Origin of the sequence: Streptomyces populi (assembly GCF_002911015.1) — a bacterium.
GTDB classification, from domain to species: Bacteria; Actinomycetota; Actinomycetes; order Streptomycetales; family Streptomycetaceae; genus Streptomyces; species Streptomyces populi.
On record NZ_KZ626859.1, the window covers coordinates 58608 to 77434 of the forward strand.

General features: G+C 71.2%; 14 protein-coding genes. 1 reads left to right on the forward strand and 13 read right to left on the reverse strand.

All coding sequences use genetic code 11. The annotated features are described in order from the left end of the window. Positions 1–11: 11 nt before the first annotated feature. The 6 genes from CW362_RS13215 to CW362_RS13240 all read right to left on the reverse strand — a co-directional run bounded on the left by CW362_RS13215 (position 12) and on the right by CW362_RS13240 (position 7042). Entirely contained in the window at positions 12–1604 is a 1593-nt protein-coding gene (locus CW362_RS13215) for a solute symporter family protein (protein WP_103549620.1), read from the reverse strand. Beyond that, positions 1601–2089: a DUF485 domain-containing protein gene (locus CW362_RS13220; RefSeq protein ID WP_162684060.1), complete on the reverse strand. Its 489-nt coding sequence runs from the start codon at positions 2087–2089 to the stop codon at positions 1601–1603. Before CW362_RS13220 ends, CW362_RS13215 begins: the two co-directional genes overlap by 4 nt. A gap of 105 nt (positions 2090–2194) precedes the next feature. After that, positions 2195–2881 carry a response regulator transcription factor gene (locus CW362_RS13225; protein ID WP_103549622.1) on the reverse strand — a complete coding sequence of 229 codons (687 nt, stop codon included), beginning with the start codon at positions 2879–2881 and terminating at the stop codon, positions 2195–2197. Further along, positions 2878–4029 (reverse strand): sensor histidine kinase, encoded by a 1152-nt coding sequence (locus CW362_RS13230; RefSeq protein WP_103549623.1) that lies wholly within the window; start codon positions 4027–4029, stop codon positions 2878–2880. The genes CW362_RS13225 and CW362_RS13230 overlap by 4 nt, the downstream gene beginning before the upstream one ends. Then, positions 4026–4553 carry a DUF1453 domain-containing protein gene (locus tag CW362_RS13235; RefSeq protein WP_103549624.1) on the reverse strand — a complete coding sequence of 176 codons (528 nt, stop codon included), beginning with the start codon at positions 4551–4553 and terminating at the stop codon, positions 4026–4028. The genes CW362_RS13230 and CW362_RS13235 overlap by 4 nt, the downstream gene beginning before the upstream one ends. Positions 4554–4918: 365 nt before the next feature. Next, positions 4919–7042: a DNA gyrase/topoisomerase IV subunit B gene (locus CW362_RS13240; RefSeq protein WP_103549625.1), complete on the reverse strand. Its 2124-nt coding sequence runs from the start codon at positions 7040–7042 to the stop codon at positions 4919–4921. Between the two features lie 441 nt (positions 7043–7483). On the opposite strand from CW362_RS13240, the gene CW362_RS13245 reads away from it, so the two are divergent. Further along, entirely contained in the window at positions 7484–7714 is a 231-nt protein-coding gene (locus CW362_RS13245) for a DUF7455 domain-containing protein (RefSeq protein ID WP_103549626.1), read from the forward strand. Positions 7715–7823: 109 nt separating this feature from the next. Here CW362_RS13245 and CW362_RS13250 read toward each other — a convergent pair whose 3' ends face one another. The 7 genes from CW362_RS13250 to CW362_RS13280 all read right to left on the reverse strand — a co-directional run bounded on the left by CW362_RS13250 (position 7824) and on the right by CW362_RS13280 (position 18763). Then, positions 7824–8642, reverse strand: coding sequence for a S1 family peptidase (locus CW362_RS13250; RefSeq protein WP_103549627.1), 819 nt, complete (start codon positions 8640–8642; stop codon positions 7824–7826). A gap of 133 nt (positions 8643–8775) precedes the next feature. Continuing rightward, complete coding sequence (locus tag CW362_RS13255; protein ID WP_103549652.1) at positions 8776–10311, reverse strand: RNA polymerase sigma factor; 1536 nt, start codon at positions 10309–10311, stop codon at positions 8776–8778. A gap of 407 nt (positions 10312–10718) precedes the next feature. Next, the gene (locus CW362_RS13260; RefSeq protein WP_206300948.1) at positions 10719–11606 is read right to left on the reverse strand and encodes a FadR/GntR family transcriptional regulator; all 888 of its coding nucleotides are present in this window, start codon (positions 11604–11606) and stop codon (positions 10719–10721) included. A gap of 162 nt (positions 11607–11768) precedes the next feature. Beyond that, on the reverse strand, positions 11769–13529 hold the full coding sequence (locus CW362_RS13265) for an ABC transporter ATP-binding protein (RefSeq protein WP_103549629.1): 1761 nt from the start codon (positions 13527–13529) through the stop codon (positions 11769–11771). A 121-nt stretch (positions 13530–13650) separates the two neighbouring features. Next, entirely contained in the window at positions 13651–14409 is a 759-nt protein-coding gene (locus CW362_RS13270) for an NUDIX hydrolase (RefSeq protein ID WP_103549630.1), read from the reverse strand. A gap of 128 nt (positions 14410–14537) precedes the next feature. After that, complete coding sequence (locus CW362_RS13275) at positions 14538–16478, reverse strand: glycogen debranching N-terminal domain-containing protein (protein WP_338069056.1); 1941 nt, start codon at positions 16476–16478, stop codon at positions 14538–14540. A 575-nt stretch (positions 16479–17053) separates the two neighbouring features. After that, the gene (locus tag CW362_RS13280; protein WP_240657772.1) at positions 17054–18763 is read right to left on the reverse strand and encodes a DUF4192 domain-containing protein; all 1710 of its coding nucleotides are present in this window, start codon (positions 18761–18763) and stop codon (positions 17054–17056) included. Positions 18764–18827: the final 64 nt, after the last annotated feature.

The window sequence follows — 18827 nt, forward strand, 5'->3', positions numbered from 1 at the left end:
ACGGCCCCGGCTCAGACGGCCCCGGCGCCCGTGAGCGCGCGGACCTCGATCTCGGCGTGCTTGGCCTCGTCCGGCGGCTCCGCCGAGGTGATGGTGCCGAGCCAGCCGGCGACGAAGCCCAGGGGGATCGAGACGAGGCCCGGGTTCTGAAGCGGGAAGTACTGGAAATCCACGCCCGGGAACAGCGATTCGGGGCTGCCCGACACCACCGGCGAGAGCAGTACGAGCACCACCGCGGGCACCAGACCGCCGTACACCGCCCACACGGCACCGCGTGTCGTGAAGGACCGCCAGAACAAGGAGTACAGCAGCACCGGCAGATTCGCGGACGCCGCGACGGCGAAGGCGAGACCGACCAGGAAGGCGACGTTGAGATCGCGGGCGAGGAGGCTCAGGGCGATGGCGATCACACCGATGCCGACCGACGCGACGCGCGCCACCGCGACCTCGCCGTGCGGCTTCGCGCGGCGGTGACGCAACGAGGCGTACAGGTCGTGGGCCACGGCCGCCGAGGACGCGAGGGTGACTCCGGCGACGACCGCGAGAATGGTGGCGAAGGCGATCGCGGCGACGACCGCGAACAGGATCGTTCCCCCCGTGGAGTCGGCCCCGCCGCCCAGATCCAGGGCCAACAGCGGAACGGCGGTGTTCCCCGCGGCGTTCGCTCCCCGCACCGCTTCGGGACCGACGACGGCGGCCGCGCCGAAGCCCAGCACGATCGTCATCAGATAGAAGCCGCCGATGAGCCCGATCGACCACACCACCGAGCGCCGAGCGGCCCGCGCGGTCGGCACGGTGTAGAAACGCGACAGGATGTGCGGCAAGCCTGCGGTGCCGAGCACCAGCGCGAGCCCGAGACTCATGAAGTCGAAGCGTGCCGTCCAGTCGCCGCCGTACTTCAGTCCGGGCGCGAGGAAGTCCTTGCCGTGCCCACTGCGCCCAGCAGCCGCACGCAGCAGTTCGTTGATGTCACCGTGGAACCGCAGCAGGACCAGCACGGTGAGCGCGATGGCCCCACCGATCAGCAGAACCGCCTTGACGATCTGGATCCAGGTGGTCGCCCGCATCCCTCCCATCGACACGTAGATCACCATGAGCGCGCCGACACCGATGACCGTCCAGTTGCGTGCCGCGTCGCTCGTGCCTCCCAGCAGCAGCGAGACCAGGCTGCCCGCGCCCACCATCTGCGCCACCAGGTACATGACGGACACCACCACCGAGGACGATCCGGCCGCGATCCGCACCGGCCGCTCGTCCATCCGGGCCGCCACGACGTCGGCCAGCGTGAACCGTCCGCAGTTGCGCACGAGTTCGGCGACGAGGAAGAGAACGACCAGCCAGGCCACCAGGAATCCCACGGCGTACAGCAGACCGTCGTAGCCGTACAGGGAGATGAGTCCCGTGATGCCGAGGAAGGAAGCGGCCGACATGTAGTCCCCGGAGAGCGCGAAGCCGTTCTCCATCGGAGAGAACAACCTCCCGCCCGCGTAGAACTCCTCCGCCGAACCGTGCCGGTTGCGGCTCACCCATGTCGTGATCGCCAGCGTCACCGCGACGAACGCGCTGAACAGCACGAGTGCCAGGGTCTGGTGATGCCCGTTCACCGCTCGCCACCCTTCGCGTTCCGCGTCATCTCCTGGGTGTCCCAGCGCAGTTCCAGAGCCGCGCGGTCCCGGCGCAGCCGCGCGTGCCGCGCGTACGCCCATGCGAGCAGGAACGTCGTGAGGAACTGCCCGAGTCCCGCGAGCAGTGCCACGTTCACCACCCCTGCGACAGGTCGCGCCATGAACCCCGGCGCGGTGGTCGCGGTCACCACGTAGCCCACGTACCAGGGGAAGAAGACGGCGACGGCCGGAATCACGAACCTGCGGTACCGGCCGCGCACTTCCTGGAAGGCGGCACTGCGCTGCACCTCCAGATAGACGTGGGCGGTCCCGCCCGATCGCCCTTCGTGTTCCGAGCGGGCGGCCGGCACGGTGGGAGCGAGCGCACCCGTGCCGTCCAACTCACCCCAGCCGGAAGCGAGCGCGTCGTACCAGGGGTCGTCGAACCGGACGTCCCCCGTGTCGCCGCCGTCGTGCTTGTCCACCGAACTCTCCTTGTCCGCGACCTGTTTCTGCCGCGTACCCAAGGATGTGCAGATCGGAGGGCCCCCTGACCTCTCTCTCGGCGCTCTTCACCCCATCAGGTGACCTCATCCCGCGGGCGGCCGTACGAGACCTTTCCCATAGGCGTAACGGACCGCTTGGGCACGGTCCTTGAGACCCGCCTTGGCGAAGAGATTGTTGATGTGGGTCTTCACCGTGGCCGTGGACACATGCAGCTTGCGGGCGATCTCATGGTTGCTGAGGCCCTCGGCGATCAGCAGGAGAACCTCCGTCTCGCGCGAGGTGAGCCCGTCCGGAGCCTCCGGAGGCGCGCCGGGCTCCGGTTCCGGTTCCGACAACCGCTCCAGCAGACGCCGTTGGACGCTCGGCGAGAGTCCCGCGTCCCCGGAGAGCACGCTTTCCACGGCCCGCACGATCTCGTCGCCTCCCGCGTCCTTGGTCAGATAGCCGCGGGCCCCGGCACGGAGCGCGGGGAACAACGACTCGTCGTCCGCGAACGTCGTGAGCACGACGACCTGGGTCCCGGGATACTCGGCACGGATGCGCCGGGTCGCCTCGACCCCGTCACAACGGGGCATGCGCAGATCCATCAGCACGACGTCGGGGGCGAGTTCGGCCACCAGCTCCACCGCCTCCGCCCCGTCGCCCGCCGCTCCGACGACCTCGATCCCGGGCAGCAGTCCCAGCAGCATCACGATGCCTTCGCGCACGACCGTCTGATCGTCCGCGACCACGACCCGCGCCGGCCGCCCGCCCTCCGCCCGCTCGGTCATACCGGCACCCTCAACGTCACCACGAACCCCTCCTCGCCCGGTCCGGCATCCAGCGAGCCGCCCAGCAGCTCGGCGCGCTCCCGCATGCCCAGCAGACCGTACCCGGCTCCCGAACCGCTGAGCTCGCCCGGTTTTCCACCCGAATCCCGTACATCCAGCGTCACTTCGTGCTCGCCGTAGTCCAGACGGATGTGGATCTCGGCTCCCGGAGCGTGTTTGCGTACGTTCGTCAGGGCCTCCTGCGCGGCCCTGCGCACCGCTTGGGAGGCCTCCGCCGACAGCGGCTGACGCTCACCGGTCACCGTGACACCGGCGCGGTCGGCGGTGGCGACGAGTTCACCGAGGAAGTCCTCCAGCGGAGACATCTCGCCCCGGAGCGCGGAGAGCGCCTGCCGGGTCTCCGAGAGCCCCTCCCGGGCCATTCCCCGTGCCGCCACGACCCGCTCGAGGACGATCTCCCGGTCCGCTCCCCTCTCGATGAGCAGTCGTGCCGCTTCCAGGTGCACGAGTTGCGCCGAGAGGCTATGAGCCAGGACGTCGTGGATCTCCCGGGCTATCCGCGCCCGCTCCGCGAGGGCCGCCGACTCCGCCTCGGCCGCGTGGGCCGCGCGCTCCTGGGTCAGCAGCCGCTGCGCACTCGCCCGCGCCTCCGCGTCGAGGCGCAGCACGTATCCCGCGAGCGCCAGCCCCGCGGTGGTGGCCGCGGTGGTCAGCCAGACGTCGTCGTCGAACGCCGCGTAGGCGCTCAGCGCCACCACCGAGGCCGGCAGGGCCGCCGCGAGGGGCAGCCGTTCGATGGCGGCGACGGCACAGCCGCACAGCAGGACGAGTGAGGGAATCCGGAAGCCCGCGCCGTATCCCGCGGCCGCGACCGCCAGCAGCAGGGCGAGCAGGGCCAGGGACACCGGCAGGCGATGCTCCAGTGTGGTCCGCCAGAACCCCCAGGCGAGGAGCCCGGACACCGCGACTCCCGCGACCCCTCCGGCGACCGCCCAGCCGCCGAGCTCGGAGTTCGTGAGCGTCGTGGCGACGAGCATGGTGAGGACGATGGCGCGTGTGACCCAGGCGAGCACTCGGCGGGCCCTGTGCACCCCTGCGCGGGAGAGCGCCTCCCGAGAGGGCCAGCGCGTCCAGACGTTGTCCGTCACAGACGCTCCTTCCGCAGGGCCCGGTGCACACCGTCACCGTACGCCGGGCTCTGCCCGGTCGCCGTCGGCCGCAGGGACTGCGTCCGACGGATCAGCAGCCCGGAACGGACCAGCAGGGTGGCCGCCAGGCCGAGCATCAGGGCGGAGGAGTCCTGGTGCACACCGAGCAGGGAACCGATGCCGAACAGACCCAGCCGCAAGCAGACGCCCGCGATCCAGACGCCCACGCCGGCCTTGGTGCTCTTGCTCCACACCGAGCCGTCCGGCTCGGTCCATATCCGCGTCGTCCATGCCCACCCGGCTCCGACGGCCAGCGCCGTCACCAGTTCCGCGCCCAGCAGGAGGGACGCCTCGACCTGATGGTGCGGGTCGATCACACCGGGCTCGCGCAGGGCCACGACGGCGAGAACGACGGGCGCGACCCACCAGCGCCGGTCCGAATCGATCCGGCGCGCACCGAACTGGCGCGCGATCACCACGACGGCGACCGCGAAGATCACCACGGCATTCATGAGCCCGGACATGCACGGCCTCCGTGAGCGAGAAACGGGTGCCCGCAGCGAGCGCTGCCGACCCCATCGACGCTACGGACATCGCGTTCTCCGCAGATCGGAGCCGGGGTGGACCTCGGGTGGATCCCTGGTGCCCCGTCTCTCCACCCATGGGTGGACCCGGCCCCCGCACCAGCTCACACACCGGATCCCGGACGTCGCGGCCGAACACCGGCGTGAAGGGTCGTGCCGGCACATCACCTGCCCGTCGCTCCCGTCCGGATCGAGTGACGGATCCCGGGGAGGTCGACGTCCGTTCCAACGGCGACGGGCGGATGCACCGGCACGGTCCCGACTCCCCATCGGGGCAGAACCGCACCCGGTGACACCCCGGAGGGCTACGCGTCGATCCTCGACCGGTCCAGCGTCGCGGCCGAGCTGGAGATGAACTCCTTGCGCGGAGCCACATCGTTCCCCATCAGCAGGTCGAACACCTGCTCGGACGCCTCCAGGTCGGAGATGTTGATCCGGCGCAGCGTCCGGAACCGCGGATCCATCGTCGTCTCGGCCAGCTGATCGGCGTCCATCTCGCCGAGACCCTTGTACCGCTGGATCGAGTCCTTGTAGCGCACGCCCTTGCGCTGGAACTCCAGCAGCGTCTCCCGCAGCTCACGGTCCGAGTACGTGTAGACGTACTTGTCCTGCCCTCTCTTGGGCTGGCTGAGTTCGATCCGGTGCAGCGGCGGAACCGCCGCGAACACCCGTCCCGCCTCGACCATGGGCCGCATGTAACGCTGGAACAGCGTCAGCAGCAGAATCCGGATGTGCGCTCCGTCGACATCGGCGTCGACGAGGAGAATGATCTTCCCGTAACGCGCCGCGTCGATGTCGAAGGTCCGCCCGGAGCCGGCCCCTATGACCTGGATGATCGCTCCGCACTCGGCGTTCTTCAGCATGTCCGTCACGGACGCCTTCTGAACGTTGAGGATCTTGCCCCGGATCGGCAGCAGCGCCTGGAACTCGGAGTTCCGGGCCAGCTTCGCCGTACCCAGCGCGGAGTCGCCCTCGACGATGAACAGCTCGCTGCGCTCGACGTCGTCACTGCGGCAGTCGGCGAGCTTGGCGGGCAGCGAGGAGGACTCCAGGGCCGTCTTCCGGCGCTGAGCGTCCTTGTGCTGGCGGGCGGCGATCCTCGTGCGCGCGGCGGCGACGGCCTTCTCCATGACGACCCGCGCCTGCGCGGCCTCGTCCCGCTTCGTGGAGGTCAGGAACGCCTTGAGCTCCTTGGTCACCACGTTCGTCACGATGCGGCGGGCGGCCGAGGTGCCGAGGACCTCCTTCGTCTGCCCCTCGAACTGCGGCTCGGCGAGACGCACGGTGACGACGGCTGTGAGGCCCTCCAGCGCGTCGTCCTTGACGATGTCGTCCTCGGCGACCCGCAGCAGCTTCTTGGTCCGCAGGACCTCATTCATCGTCTTCGCCACGGCCTGCTCGAAGCCCGCGACGTGGGTACCGCCCTTGGGCGTGGCGATGATGTTCACGAATGACTTCAGGGTCGTGTCGTATCCGGTGCCCCAGCGCATCGCGACGTCGACGCCCAGCTCGCGGGTGACCTCGGTCGGGGTCATCTGGCCGTGCTCGTCCAGGACCGGGACGGTCTCCTTGAAGGTCCCCTGCCCGGTGAAGCGGAGGACGTCGCAGACCGGCTTGTCGGTCGCCAGGAACTCGCAGAACTCGCTGATTCCGCCGTCGAAGCGGAACGACTCCTCGCCCTTGCTGCCGCCTTCACCCAGCCCGAACTCGTCACGGACGACGATGGTCAGGCCCGGCACCAGGAAGGCCGTCTGGCGGGCGCGCTGGTGGAGGTGTTCCAGGGAGAGCCTGGCGTCCTTGAGGAAGATCTGGCGGTCGGCCCAGTAGCGCACGCGCGTGCCGGTGCGGGTCTTCGGGATCCGCTTGAGCTTGCGCAGCCCGCCCGTCGCGTCGAAGGCGGCGTCCGGCCCGTCGGCCTTGAAGGCGCCCGGGGTGCCGCGGCGGAAGCTCACGGCGTGGGTCTGGCCGTTGCGGTCCACCTCGACGTCCAGGCGGGCGGAGAGCGCGTTCACCACGGAGGCGCCCACGCCGTGCAGACCGCCGGAGGCCGCGTACGAGCCGCCGCCGAACTTGCCGCCGGCGTGCAGCTTGGTCATGACGACCTCGACGCCGGAGAGACCGGTCTTGGGCTCCACGTCGACGGGGATGCCACGGCCGTTGTCCCGCACCTCGACGGAGGCGTCGTCGTGCAGGATGACCTCGATGTGGTCGCAGTAACCCCCGAGGGCCTCGTCCACGGAGTTGTCGATGATCTCCCACAGGCAGTGCATCAGGCCACGGCTGTCGGTCGACCCGATATACATGCCCGGGCGCTTCCGCACTGCCTCGAGCCCCTCAAGGACGAGCAGGTGCCGCGCGGTGTAGTTGGAACCGTCACGGTCTGCTCCGGTCAGCAGCGCTGTGGACGGCACGGACGTCTCGGCGGTCACGCGGTTCGCTCCTCGCTGAATTTCATGGGAGGCCCTTTTGGGTAAGGGCCCGGCTTCGGTCGCCGCTCAGAGGGTACCGAGGCCTGGTAGAGCCGTTGTAGCACCACCCTTGCATGAACTCACCCTAGTCCAGGATCGCATGAGTGTTCGATCCCTCGATGGAGTGAAGTACATATCACGTTCCCTTCGAGGCATGAACCATTTAGGCTCCGGGCACGTCCTCATGAACAACCGGCAATCCAGCCGGGAGGACGGACACCTGACAGACAGCGCGAACCCGTACAGACACAAAGACACGCAATACGGCTCATTCGCCGCCACCCGGCAGCAGACAGCCGCCCCGAAAGAAAATTTCGAGGAAAAGCCGCGAGCGGGAACGTTTTCGGCCTGGTTGGATGTTGACCCTGGTACGACAGCTCGTCGAGCTAGAGAAGAGGCGACGTGACTACTGTTCTGACCCCCGCGAGCCCGCTGACGGCCGCTGACCGCTGCGACCGTTGCGGCGCCCAGGCATATCTGCGCGTCGTCCTCCTGAGCGGCGGAGAACTGCTCTTCTGCGCCCACCACGGTCGCAAGTTCGAGCCGGAACTCAAGAAGATCGCCGCTGAGATACAGGACGAGACGGAGCGGCTCACGTCCGTTCCCGAGAGCGTCAACGACGAAGATCGCTGACCCTTCGCATCAACGACGAGCGGGTGCCGGCGACAGGCCGGTGAGTGGGCGGTCACACCCTGGACACAGGGAGTGGCCGCCCGCACTCGTATCGCATCGTCAAGAGCTCTCAGCGTCCCGCGTCCAGCGCCTGGACCACCTCTGAGACCCGTGTGTAGACACCCGGGCTCCCCGCGCGCCCGCAGCCGCTCCCCCAGGACACCAGGCCGATCAGGCGCCCCTGGGCGACCAGCGGCCCGCCGCTGTCCCCCTGGCAGGCGTCACGGCCGCCCTTCGCCTCTCCGGCGCAGACCATGGACGCCGCGTCATAGGTCCCGGACTCGTCGCCCGGATAGGCGCGCTCGCAGGAGGCGTCGGACAGCACGTGCACGTCCGCGGCCCGCAGGCTGGTCGCGTAGTCGCCGCCGCCCGTCAGGTCGCCCCAGCCGTAGACCACGGCCGCGGTTCCCGGCTCGTAGGCCGGGTCCCCCGAGGGGGCCATGCGGATCACGGAGGCGGCCGGCAGCGGCTCGGCGAGCGTCAGCACGCCGAAGTCCCCGGCGTTCGTATCGCTGTCGTAGCGCGGGTTGACCCAGATGTCGCGTACGGGGATCTCCTTGCCGTCGTCGGACGTGAGATTTCCACGCCCCGCGATGACCTTCAGGTCGCCCGCCCGGCGCGGCGGCGCCCCCAGCACGTCGTCGCCGAGGCAGTGGGCGGCGGTCAGGACCGTGGTCGGGCCGATGGCCACCCCTCCGCAGAACTGGCCCGCGCGCGTACCCCCGAACAGGTCACGGCTGGACAGCGCGACCGTCCACGGGCTCTCGGAGATCTGGACCGGACGGCTTCCGATGACAACGCTGTCAGGGGACGCCAGGGCGGGGGTCGTCAGGGATATCACCGCTGTGGCGGCCGCGAGGGCCAGCGTCGGGACGTAGGGACGGCGCATGTGCGCTCCTCACACTGGGAGGGTCGTGGAACACCCAGAGTGATCCAGCGGACGAAGGCCCGCACTCCGCGCACACGGAGAGGGCCCGACCCCCCGAAAGGGGGTCGGGCCCTCTCCGACGTGCGGCCGAGGCCTAGTCGAGGTAGTCGCGCAGCACCTGGGAACGCGACGGGTGACGCAGCTTCGACATGGTCTTGGACTCGATCTGGCGGATCCGCTCACGGGTCACGCCGTACACCTTGCCGATCTCGTCGAGGGTCTTCGGCTGACCGTCGGTGAGACCGAAGCGCATCGACACGACACCCGCCTCACGCTCGGACAGGGTGTCGAGAACGGAGTGCAGCTGCTCCTGGAGGAGCGTGAAGCTGACCGCGTCGGCGGGGACCACGGCCTCGGAGTCCTCGATGAGGTCACCGAACTCGCTGTCGCCGTCCTCACCCAGCGGGGTGTGCAGCGAGATGGGCTCACGACCGTACTTCTGGACCTCGATGACCTTCTCGGGGGTCATGTCGAGCTCCTTGGCCAGCTCCTCCGGGGTGGGCTCGCGGCCCAGGTCCTGGAGCATCTGGCGCTGGACGCGCGCGAGCTTGTTGATGACCTCGACCATGTGCACCGGGATACGGATGGTGCGGGCCTGGTCGGCCATGGCGCGGGTGATCGCCTGACGGATCCACCAGGTGGCGTACGTGGAGAACTTGTAGCCCTTGGTGTAGTCGAACTTCTCGACCGCGCGGATCAGACCGAGGTTGCCCTCCTGGATGAGGTCCAGGAAGAGCATGCCGCGACCGGTGTAGCGCTTGGCCAGGGAGACCACCAGGCGGAGGTTGGCCTCCAGGAGGTGGTTCTTGGCGCGACGGCCGTCCTCGGCGATGATCTCGAGCTCACGCTTGAGCTTGGGAGCGAGCTTGTCGGCGTTGGCCAGCTTGTCCTCGGCGAACAGACCGGCCTCGATGCGCTTGGCGAGCTCGACCTCCTGCTCGGCGTTGAGCAGCGGGACCTTGCCGATCTGCTTGAGGTAGTCCTTGACCGGGTCGGCGGTGGCACCGGCGGCGGCGACCTGCTGCGCGGGCGCGTCGTCCTCGTCCTCGTCGGACAGGACGAAGCCCTGGGCGCCGTCCTCGGCGGGCTCGTCCGCACCGGGCTTGCCCGGGGTCTCCTCGACCGTCTCGTCGTCGACGAGCTCGGCGTCGTCCTTCTTGGCGCTCGTCTTCTTGGCCGCCGTCTTCTTGGCGACTGTCTTCTTGGCGACGGTCTTCTTGGCCGCCGCCTTCTTGACTGCGGTGGGCTTGCCTGCGGAGGCGTCCTCGGCCGAATCGTCGGCGAGGGCAGCCGGAGCCGCGGTGGCGGTGGCCTTCTTCGTGGTCACCGTCTTGGCCGCCACGGTCTTGGTGGCGGTGCGCTTGGCCGGACTCTTCGCTGCGACGCTCTTTCGGGTGCGCTTGGGCTCCGCGGCACTGACCATCAGCGTCACACCCTCTTCCTCGAGGATCTGGTTGAGGCTGCGCAGTACGTTCTTCCACTGAGTGGCCGGAATCTGGTCAGCTTCGAAGGCCCGACGCACGTCATCGCCGGCGATCTGCCCCTCAGCCTTTCCCCGCTCGATGAGCGCCATGACAGAGACGGACTCGGCGATCTCCGGCGGGAGCGTACGGGATGTGCTGGCCGACACGAACAACCTCTCGGAACGTTGGAAAACGGCTTCCGGCTCCGTCCACTGCGGACAGGAACCGACGACCGCCGACTGGGGATGGGCCGACGGCGCGGGCGGGGACCGGGAAGATTCACAGCGCCACACACGGCGTCTGTATTCCTTCCTCGGCTGTCACCTCTTAGGTCATCGCGCTGCCCCGAAGAGCGTTACGCCCAATCTGCGTGGCCCGAGTCACACCCCGTAAGCGCTCAAAAGATGACAGATCCTATCAAGCCAGGTTAGTTCATGATCCGCCGCACGGTCGTACCGTCGGGACCTCACCGAATCCACGAGGGATTCGGTGAGGTCCCGACGGGTGACGCTCACGGGTCCGACGCCGCCACGGACGCCCACCCGCTCCGGACCGCGCCACCCGCGGCGCGCGATCAGTGCTCGCGCGGCGCGGGCACGACACGCTCCACCTCGGGGTGGACGGTGAGGAGCTGCCGCATGGCCGTCTCGGCCGCCGCGCCGTCGCCCGCCACGAGGGCGTCCACGATGCGGGCGTGGTGCCCCAGCGAGGCCTCGTTCGGCCGGTCACATCCTGTGACCGGGCCGCCGGAGACCTGGAGCGCCGCCGACACGATCCCGGAGAGGTGCTCCAGCATCCTGTTGCCCGCGAGCTGGATGAGCAGCGCGTGGAACTCGACGTCGGCCCGGGAGAAGGTGAGGGCGTCGCCCTGCGACATGGCGTGCCCCATGATCTCGACCATGTCGCCGAGCCTCTGCTTGATCTCCTCGCGCTCGTGTCCGGCCGCGAGGCGCGCGGCGAGCGGCTCGATGGTCCAGCGGAGCTCGCTCAGCTCGCGCCGCTGGTCGTCCCGCTGCGGTCCGAAGGCCCGCCATTCGATGATGTCCGGGTCGAGAAGGTTCCAGTCGCTGACGGGACGCACGCGCGTGCCGACGTTCGGGCGGGCGCTGACCAGCCCCTTCGCCTCCAGGACGCGGAGCGACTCACGGACGACGGTCCGGGAGACCTCGAACCGCTGGCCGATCTCCTCGGGCACGAGCGGACGGTCCGCGCCGAGGTCTCCGGAAACGATCATCTGGCCGAGCTGCTGGACGAGTTGGCCGTGCAGCCCGCGCCCGCGGCTGCCTGCGGCGCGTCGGCCGACGCGGCCGAGTTCCGGCTCGGCGCTCTCCCACACGGGAGGACCCACACGGTCCGCGCCGGAAGCGTCGGTGTAGGGGTAACGGTCGAGTTCACCCGGTCCGGCCAGGCCGGAATCGGCGGAACGGGCGGCGGTCATCATGGTCTGCGCAAGGGTACTCACGGGTCTTTTGTCGGCGCCGACTCCAACTGCCTTGAGGTCTTTGGTGAAAAGCACACGAAAGGGTGATCGCTCACACCGTCGCAATTGACGCCTTATCGGAAAGAAATGGGCGTTCTTCGGGGAGTTGTGCACACAGGGGGAACGGAAGGGTGCGGACGGTCGTCATCGGACCCGGCTCCGCAGAGTCGTGAGCAGATACACACAGAGCAGAGCGACCAGCGACAACAACAGTGCTCCGCCGACGGGTTGGGCGAGCATCCGTACACCGGCGGCCAGGTAGCGCCCCCCGCCGAACGGCCACTGCACGAGAACCAGTTCCCGGAGCCGCTCCGGAAATCCGGCCGCCGACCGCACGGACGGCCCCTGAAAGGCTTTTTGTACGAGCGGTACGACGGCGACCGGCACGGCGAGCACCGCCGCGAGCCCGGCGGCGGTGGACCGGAAGATGCCGGCCGCCAGCACGCCCGCCCACGCGCAGCCCACCACGAGACCGGACCAACTCGCGCTCAGCGAGAGCCAGTCCGACGGGACTCCGGCGACCTCCCGCCCGTAGACGAGGTAGAGCACTTCGAGGTTGCACCCCACCGTGAGGAACGCCAGCATCAGCGCGGTGACCGAGGCGACGAGGAGTTTGGCGGCCAGCAGTCCCAGCCGGCGCGGGACGGTGCCCCGGTCCGCGGCCAGGGCGGGGTGACGGAACTCCTCGCCGAAAGCGACGGCGCCCAGCAGCCCGGCCCCGAGCGCGGCGGGCGGCAGCGGGAGTTCCCGCGGCCACGCGGCCAGCAGACGTGACTGAGGCGTATGACCGATCCTGGCCAGGAGGACGGACAGGAGGACCGAGGTGATGAGAACGGCGGCCGCGGTGAAGTAGCCGGTACCGACGCCGGCGGCCCTGCGCAGTTCGTAGCGCAGGGGGCGCAGCGGACTCCGGACCTGGCGCACGGCGATGGGGGGCCGGAGGGCGGAAAGGACGTCCGCGGCCGGCGCCTCGGCGGGGCACGGCTCGGCGGCGGGGTGCTCGCCCTCCTCCGGCGGGACGATCGGTGCGGGCCCCATGTCTCCCGTCTCGTCGGCGAGTTGGTGTACGAGGATGCCGTGCCGGAAGGCCGTCTCACCGATGTCGGCACAGGTACTGCCGTACACCGAGAGACGGTTGCCCTCCTCACGCACGACTTCGACGGAGCGCTGCGCCGTGCGGGCCTCCTTGGTCAGGAGGGAGCCGAGCCGGGCGGCGTGCGGACTGCGGACGGCGACCCGCGGGCGGAGCCGGGTACGGGCGAACTCCGCGGCCTCCTGATCGGCGACGAGGCGGCCCTGGTCCAGCGTGACGACCCGGTCCGCGGTCCGTGCGGCCTCCTTGGGGTCGTCCGTGGTGAACAGCACCGTGCCGCCCTGTGTCGCGTGGGCGCGCAGAATCCCGTGCAGCCACCGCCCTTCCCTGACGGCCAGTCCGTCCGAGGGGCCGTCGAGCACGAGCGAGTGGGGAGCGGGCAGGAGTGCGCAGGCCAGTCCGAGCCGGCGGTCCATGCCGCGGGACAGCGTGCCCAGGCTCTCGTCCCGGAGGCTGACGAGTCCGACCGCTTCGAGGACCTCGTCCGCGCGGCGCGCGGGTACACCGGCTGCGGCGCACAGCATGCGGAGCTGGCCGCGGACCGTGCGTGCCGGATGACCCGGCACCTCGCCCATGAGTACGCCGACCTCGCGCGAGGGGTGGGCGATCCGGTGCAGCGGCCTGCCTCGGAAGTAGGTGATCCCGCGGCCCTGTTGGAGTTCGAGCATGAGCCTCAGCGCCGTCGTCTTGCCCGCGCCCGGGGCTCCGACGAGCGCCGTGACGTGGCCCGCGCGCGCCTCGAAGGACACGTCGTCGACGGCGGGCGGACGCGCCTTGCGGGTGTTGCTGGTCAGTCCGATGGCCTGGATCACCCAAAGCAAGATAGCGCTACATTTCGGATTTTCCGGGCACCATGCGGATCACCTCCGCCGAGCCTCGCGGGGTCGGCGAACACTCCCGGGAACGGGTCCCGAACCGGGTTCGCGGCCCTCCTCAGACCTCGGGACGCAGCATCGGCGGGTTGAGCAGCGTGGCACCGCCCGCGCGGAACAGCTGCGCGGGCCTGCCACCCTGGCGTGTGGTCGTGCCCCCGGTGGGCACGAGGAAGCCCGGCGTACCGGTCACCTTGCGGTGGAAGTTGCGCGGGTCGAGCGCCACTCCCCACACCGCCTCGTAGACGCGGCGCAGCTCGCCGACGGTGAACTCGGTCGGGCAGAAGGCGGTCGCCAGCGACGAGTACTCGATCTTGGACCGGGCGCGCTCCACGCCGTCCGAGAGGATCTGCGCGTGGTCGAAGGCGAGGGGCGCCGCCTGCTCCCCGTCGCGCCCGTACCCGCCCTGCTGCAGCAGTTCCTCGACCGGCGCCCACCGTGCGCTGTTCGCGTCGCCGCCCGCCCGGGGAGCGGGCAGGTCGGGGGCGAGGGCGAGATGCGCGACGCTCACCACACGCATCCGGGGGTCGCGCTTGGGGTCGCCGTAGGTCGCGAGCTGCTCGAGGTGGGCACCGTTGTCCTGCGCGGGCACGGAGGGGTCGTGGGCGCACAGTCCCGTCTCCTCGACCAGCTCGCGCGCCGCAGCCTGGGCGAGGTCCTCGTCGATCCGTACGAAGCCGCCGGGCAGCGCCCACCGCCCCTGGAACGGCTGCTCGCCCCGCCGTACCGCCAGCGCGCACAAGGCATGGCGGCGCACGGTCAGCACGACCAGGTCCACGGTCACGGCGAAGGGCGGAAAGGCTGACGGGTCGTAGGGCATGCCGCGATCATAGTCGTCTGCCTGACGATAAACACCTCCTTCAGAGGCCTGGTCCATGGTCGATCGACTTCCGTCCCGTACGGCGCCGCGTCGCCGAGGACCACCGGCCGGTGACACGTCCCCCGACGTCACACTCCCAACTGCAGTCCGTCTCCCGCCTCCTCCACCATGGCGAGCCCGAGTCTGCTGACGCGTACGGAGAACGGGGCACCCGAGATCCGCAGGCCCGTCAGCACGATCTCTCCCAGGGGCGCGGCCCGGAACGGGCGCAGGGTCACGGTTCCCGCGGGCACGTCGGGGCGGATCCCGGCCAGGGAGCAGAGCAGCAGCACCCCGGCCGCGGCAGAGGTGGCCGCGGGACGGGAGGCGGCCGGATGGGGAAGCGGGGCGCCTCCCCGCGTGCGCCGCTCCCCCGCGTACATCTCGGGCAGTCTGCCGCCGAAGGACCCGGCAGCCGCCAGTACCCCCCGCAGCAGTGAGCCGGCCTCCTCCTCATGACCCGCGGCGGCGAGCCCCGTGACGGCGACGGCCGTCTCGTGGACGCGCACGGCCCCGCTGCGATGCCCGAACGGGTTGTACGCCGCCTCCTGCGCCCCGAGGCTGCGCAGCCCCCAGCCCGAGTCCATGGCCGGGCTGCCGAGCAACCGCGCGAGCTGTTCGGTCCGCGTCTTGTCGAGCAGACCGGGAGCCGTCCCGCCGGAATCCGCCAGGCCGGTGTCGAGAAGATGAGCGGCGCCCGAACCGAGCTGGGGCACGGGGCGCCCGTCCCTGGTCCGGGCGGCGGCCGGTCGGCCACCGGACGGGTCCTCGATCCAGAAGTCGTCGCAGAACGCCGTCCGCAACGCCCGGGCCCACTGCCGCAGCCCCGCACCACCGGCCCGGCCGTGCGCGTCGAGCAGATCGGCGCCGAGCAGCGCCGCGCGATGCGCGTGTGCCTGCGTCTCGCAGCGGAGCGGTCCGCCCGGCTGCGGGTCGGGCAGATACGTGCTGTCGCCGACCGTGGTCCGCAGCCAGTCCAGGCACCGCTCTGCCGCGGGCAGCAGTTCCTCCACCTCCTGCTCGGCCAGCCCCCAGCGCCGGGCCTCCGCGAGCAGCACGGGGAAGAGCAGTGTCGCCTCGGTCGCCGTGCAGCCCGGCGGCAGGTGTGGCCCGCTGTCCCGCAGCGGCCCCGGAATCAGACCGGAACGCGGTCCCGGACCGGCGAGCTGTGCACGGGCGAGGGTGCGCAGCGTGCCCACCGCGAGACGCGTGCCAAGCGGCAGGGCCATCCGGGCCGCCGCCAGTGCCTCGGCCGGCGCCAGCCCGCAGCGCCAGGGGGCTCCCGCCGCGAGGTGCGTGTCGGCCGGATACCGGGGGTCGCGCAGCAGCAGGGCCCGAAGGTCATCGACGCAGACGCGCAGGAGCGCTTCGGCACCGGGCTCGTCGCTCACCGCCCTGGCCTCGGCGAACGGGCCCGCCGCGCCGCGGCCCACCGTTCTGACCGGCCCCGGGCCGTCCGGTCCGACGCGCAGTTCCACGGTGAGGGTGCCGCCCGGTGGCAGTTCGAGTTCCCAGCGCAGCAAGCCGGCCGAGGCAAGGGCGTCGGTGGGCGGCGGGTCGGCGGTGACGGTCACGTGGCCCGTCGGGCAGGACCAGCGCAGACCGGCCGTGTGGACGCTGGCGGGCAGCTCCGGCCCGGCCCGGCCCGAGGCGACGTCGCCCAGTTCCGCGAGATCCGTCCCGAGGGCGATCTCGACGGGCAGGCGCAGGGCCCGAGGGGCCGAGCTGTGCAGGGTGATCCGCTCGACGCCGTCCGCATGGCGGGTTCTTTCGACGACCACGTCCGGGTCCGGGCCGGCGTCGGGGGAAGCGCGCAGCGTACCCACGAAGCGGGCCCGGTCGGCCGCGAGCATCCGGGCCTGCATCGCGAGCGGTTCCCGGCCCGCGACCCGGACCCGGCAGCGGGACAGGATCCGCCGGCCCGCCGTGTAGAAGCCCCCCAGCCCGCGGCCGGTCAGCTGACCTTCCTCCGTCGAGATCACCAGGCCGGGAAGAGCGACGCAGATCAGGGTGGTGTGCACGGGCGGCAGGTCCGCCGGTCGGCCCGGCACGGGAAAGGGTGCCCGGGGAACGACGGGACCGCGCCCCGCCGGGAGGAAGGGCGCACCGGCGTCGCGGCCCGCTCGTGGGGCCGCCGGAGCACCCCCGCGTCCGGCGGGCCGAGCGGGCTCGTGCCCGGGCGGACGGCCGCCGTCGGGTGCCGAGGACAGATGGGGCATGGGCATGGGGTGGCTTCCTCCGCGCTCGGCGCGCCTGGAGCGCGCTCGGCTCCTGATGGGGGCTCCGCGGGGTCGCGGGCTTTGCGGCGGCGCAATCCGGCCACGGATTCCACCACTCAGGTGAACGGGACAGCCTTGCCCGGGGTCACGCGTTTGCCGCCGGAAGCCGACCGAACGGTGGTGGGGCGGCCCGCCGGTTCCACGGGCACCGGACGAACGGTGGCCGACGGCACGGAAGGCGACGTGGCCGGAAAACACGCTGCCCGACAGCGGAAGGAACGGGGCGCGGCCCGCCCGCGGGGCGCCGGGAATCCCGCCCGGCTCCGGCCTAATGGTCCGACCTGCCTTCGTTACGGATTCGGCCCGCTGTACCGTGCCCCGCCCGCTCACCCGTTCTCCCCGGCGCCGTGCCGCTCGCCGTCGCCCCATCCACGCAACCGGCCGCCCGCCCGGTCCGCCGCCCGCCGCGGCCGGTCCTTGACCGACGAGGCGTCGCCCGCCGGTCGGCGCCCCTGGGCATCCGCCGTCCCGGGGCCGCGTCGCCCCGGCCGGCCGGCGCCGTTGGCGGTCGTCCGGGGCCTGCGGCGGCGACGAGCGGCAACTGCCGGGGGTGGGGTGTCCGGCGCGCGGGAACCGGACGCCGGACCGGCCGTCTCGGGCCGCGTGCCGGAGCCCGTCGGCCGGCCCGCGTCGGCCGACCCGCTGCCCGCACGCTCCGCGCGCAGGCAGCGCCGGACGGACTCCGGATCCAGGCCCTCGTTGCACGCCTGGTGGAGAAGACGGGCGAACAGATAGTCGGGGTCGGCGCCGAGCGCCATGGCGAGCGCTTCCCGTGCCTCCAGTTCGTCGCCCATGGACCAGGCGACCCACCCCGCGAGGGTGAGGGGCGCCGCCGCGTGCTCGTGGTAGGGGCCGACGCAGCGACGGGCGAGTGCTCGCCACAGGCGCAGCGCCGGGGCTGCCTCGTCACCCTCCATCCACTGCGCGGCACGGTCACGGGTCGTACGGTCCTGCAGGCCGAGAATCAGCGTGGCGGCCTCGTCGTTCTCCAGGAGTCCGTCGTCGCGCAGGTCCGACGGGCGTGTGCCCGACACGGGAAAAGACGCCGCGAACCGGTCCCTGAGCCGCCGGGCCAGCGCGAGGGCCTCCTCGGCCACCCCGGCCCGGCTGTCCTCCTCCAGGATCCTCGGCACGAGGGCCATGCTGGCCGTGTCGAGCGCCGCCTCCTGGCCCGGCACGGCGGCGGACTCCCGGGGAAGGAGCCTGGCTGTCAGGTCCTTCAGGGACCCGCGCACCTGAAGGCCGGCGTACGTCGCGGCGGCGGCGAGGACGGACGTACCCGGCAGCCCCATCGACGTGCCTTCCACCGGACAGCACCCCTGGCCCGGGCAGGTGTACGACCAGAAACGACCGTCGGAGATGCAGAGGGCCTCGACCACCGGAACGTCGAGGCGTCCGCAGGCCGTCCGCAGCAACTGCGCGAGCGGGCGCAGGCGTTCCATCACCTCCCTCCCCGATTCACCGCTCCCGGGTTCCTGGCACAGGTACGCCACCATGCTCTCGGGGCGGGCGCCTCGGCGCTCGCTCCCTTTCACCAGCCCCTGCGCGAGCTGGTCGGAGGCGGACGGCCAGTCCTCCGCGTGGGCCGGGATTCCGAGGCGGGCCCGGCCGCCGAACCGGCCCCGTCGCTCCCGGTCGTGCAGGGCCACCAGCACGATGCTGTCGTCGGGGCGGTACCCGAGGAGATAGGGCAGCGCATCGGCCAGCTCCGCCGGGGTACGGAGAGTCACCTGATGCTCCCCGTCCGGAAGACCGACGACGCCCGCACAGCGGTCGTCGCGGCCGTGGCGCAGCCCGCCGAGAACGGCCGTACCGCCGGGGACCTCCGGGACGGTCGGCACCGGCCGGTCCCGGCTCTCGTGTCCGGCCCCGCCGTCCGGGCCCCACCCGTCGCCGGCCCGGCCGCCCGGACCGCTCCGGCCGCCGTGGTCGCCTTCGCCACCGGATCGGTCGCTCCCCTGGCCCCAGCCGCGTCCATCGACCGGGCGGGTGTTCTCGTCGCCGGACGTGCCGGTCGCTTCGTCGTGATTCGTCATGCGGTGACCATCTCGCGGATCACGAAATTCCGGTTGAGCCTGTGGATAACAGTCCCCATGATCA

Excerpts from the sequence above, each read along its gene's own strand:
- CW362_RS13235 (WP_103549624.1), bottom strand. The coding sequence starts at position 4,553 with ATGTCCGGGCTCATGAATGCCGTGGTGATCTTCGCGGTCGCCGTCGTG.
- CW362_RS13270 (WP_103549630.1), bottom strand. The coding sequence starts at position 14,409 with ATGCCCTACGACCCGTCAGCCTTTCCGCCCTTCGCCGTGACCGTGGAC.
- CW362_RS13280 (WP_240657772.1), bottom strand. The coding sequence starts at position 18,763 with ATGACGAATCACGACGAAGCGACCGGCACGTCCGGCGACGAGAACACC.
- CW362_RS13250 (WP_103549627.1), bottom strand. The coding sequence starts at position 8,642 with ATGCGCCGTCCCTACGTCCCGACGCTGGCCCTCGCGGCCGCCACAGCG.
- CW362_RS13225 (WP_103549622.1), bottom strand. The coding sequence starts at position 2,881 with ATGACCGAGCGGGCGGAGGGCGGGCGGCCGGCGCGGGTCGTGGTCGCG.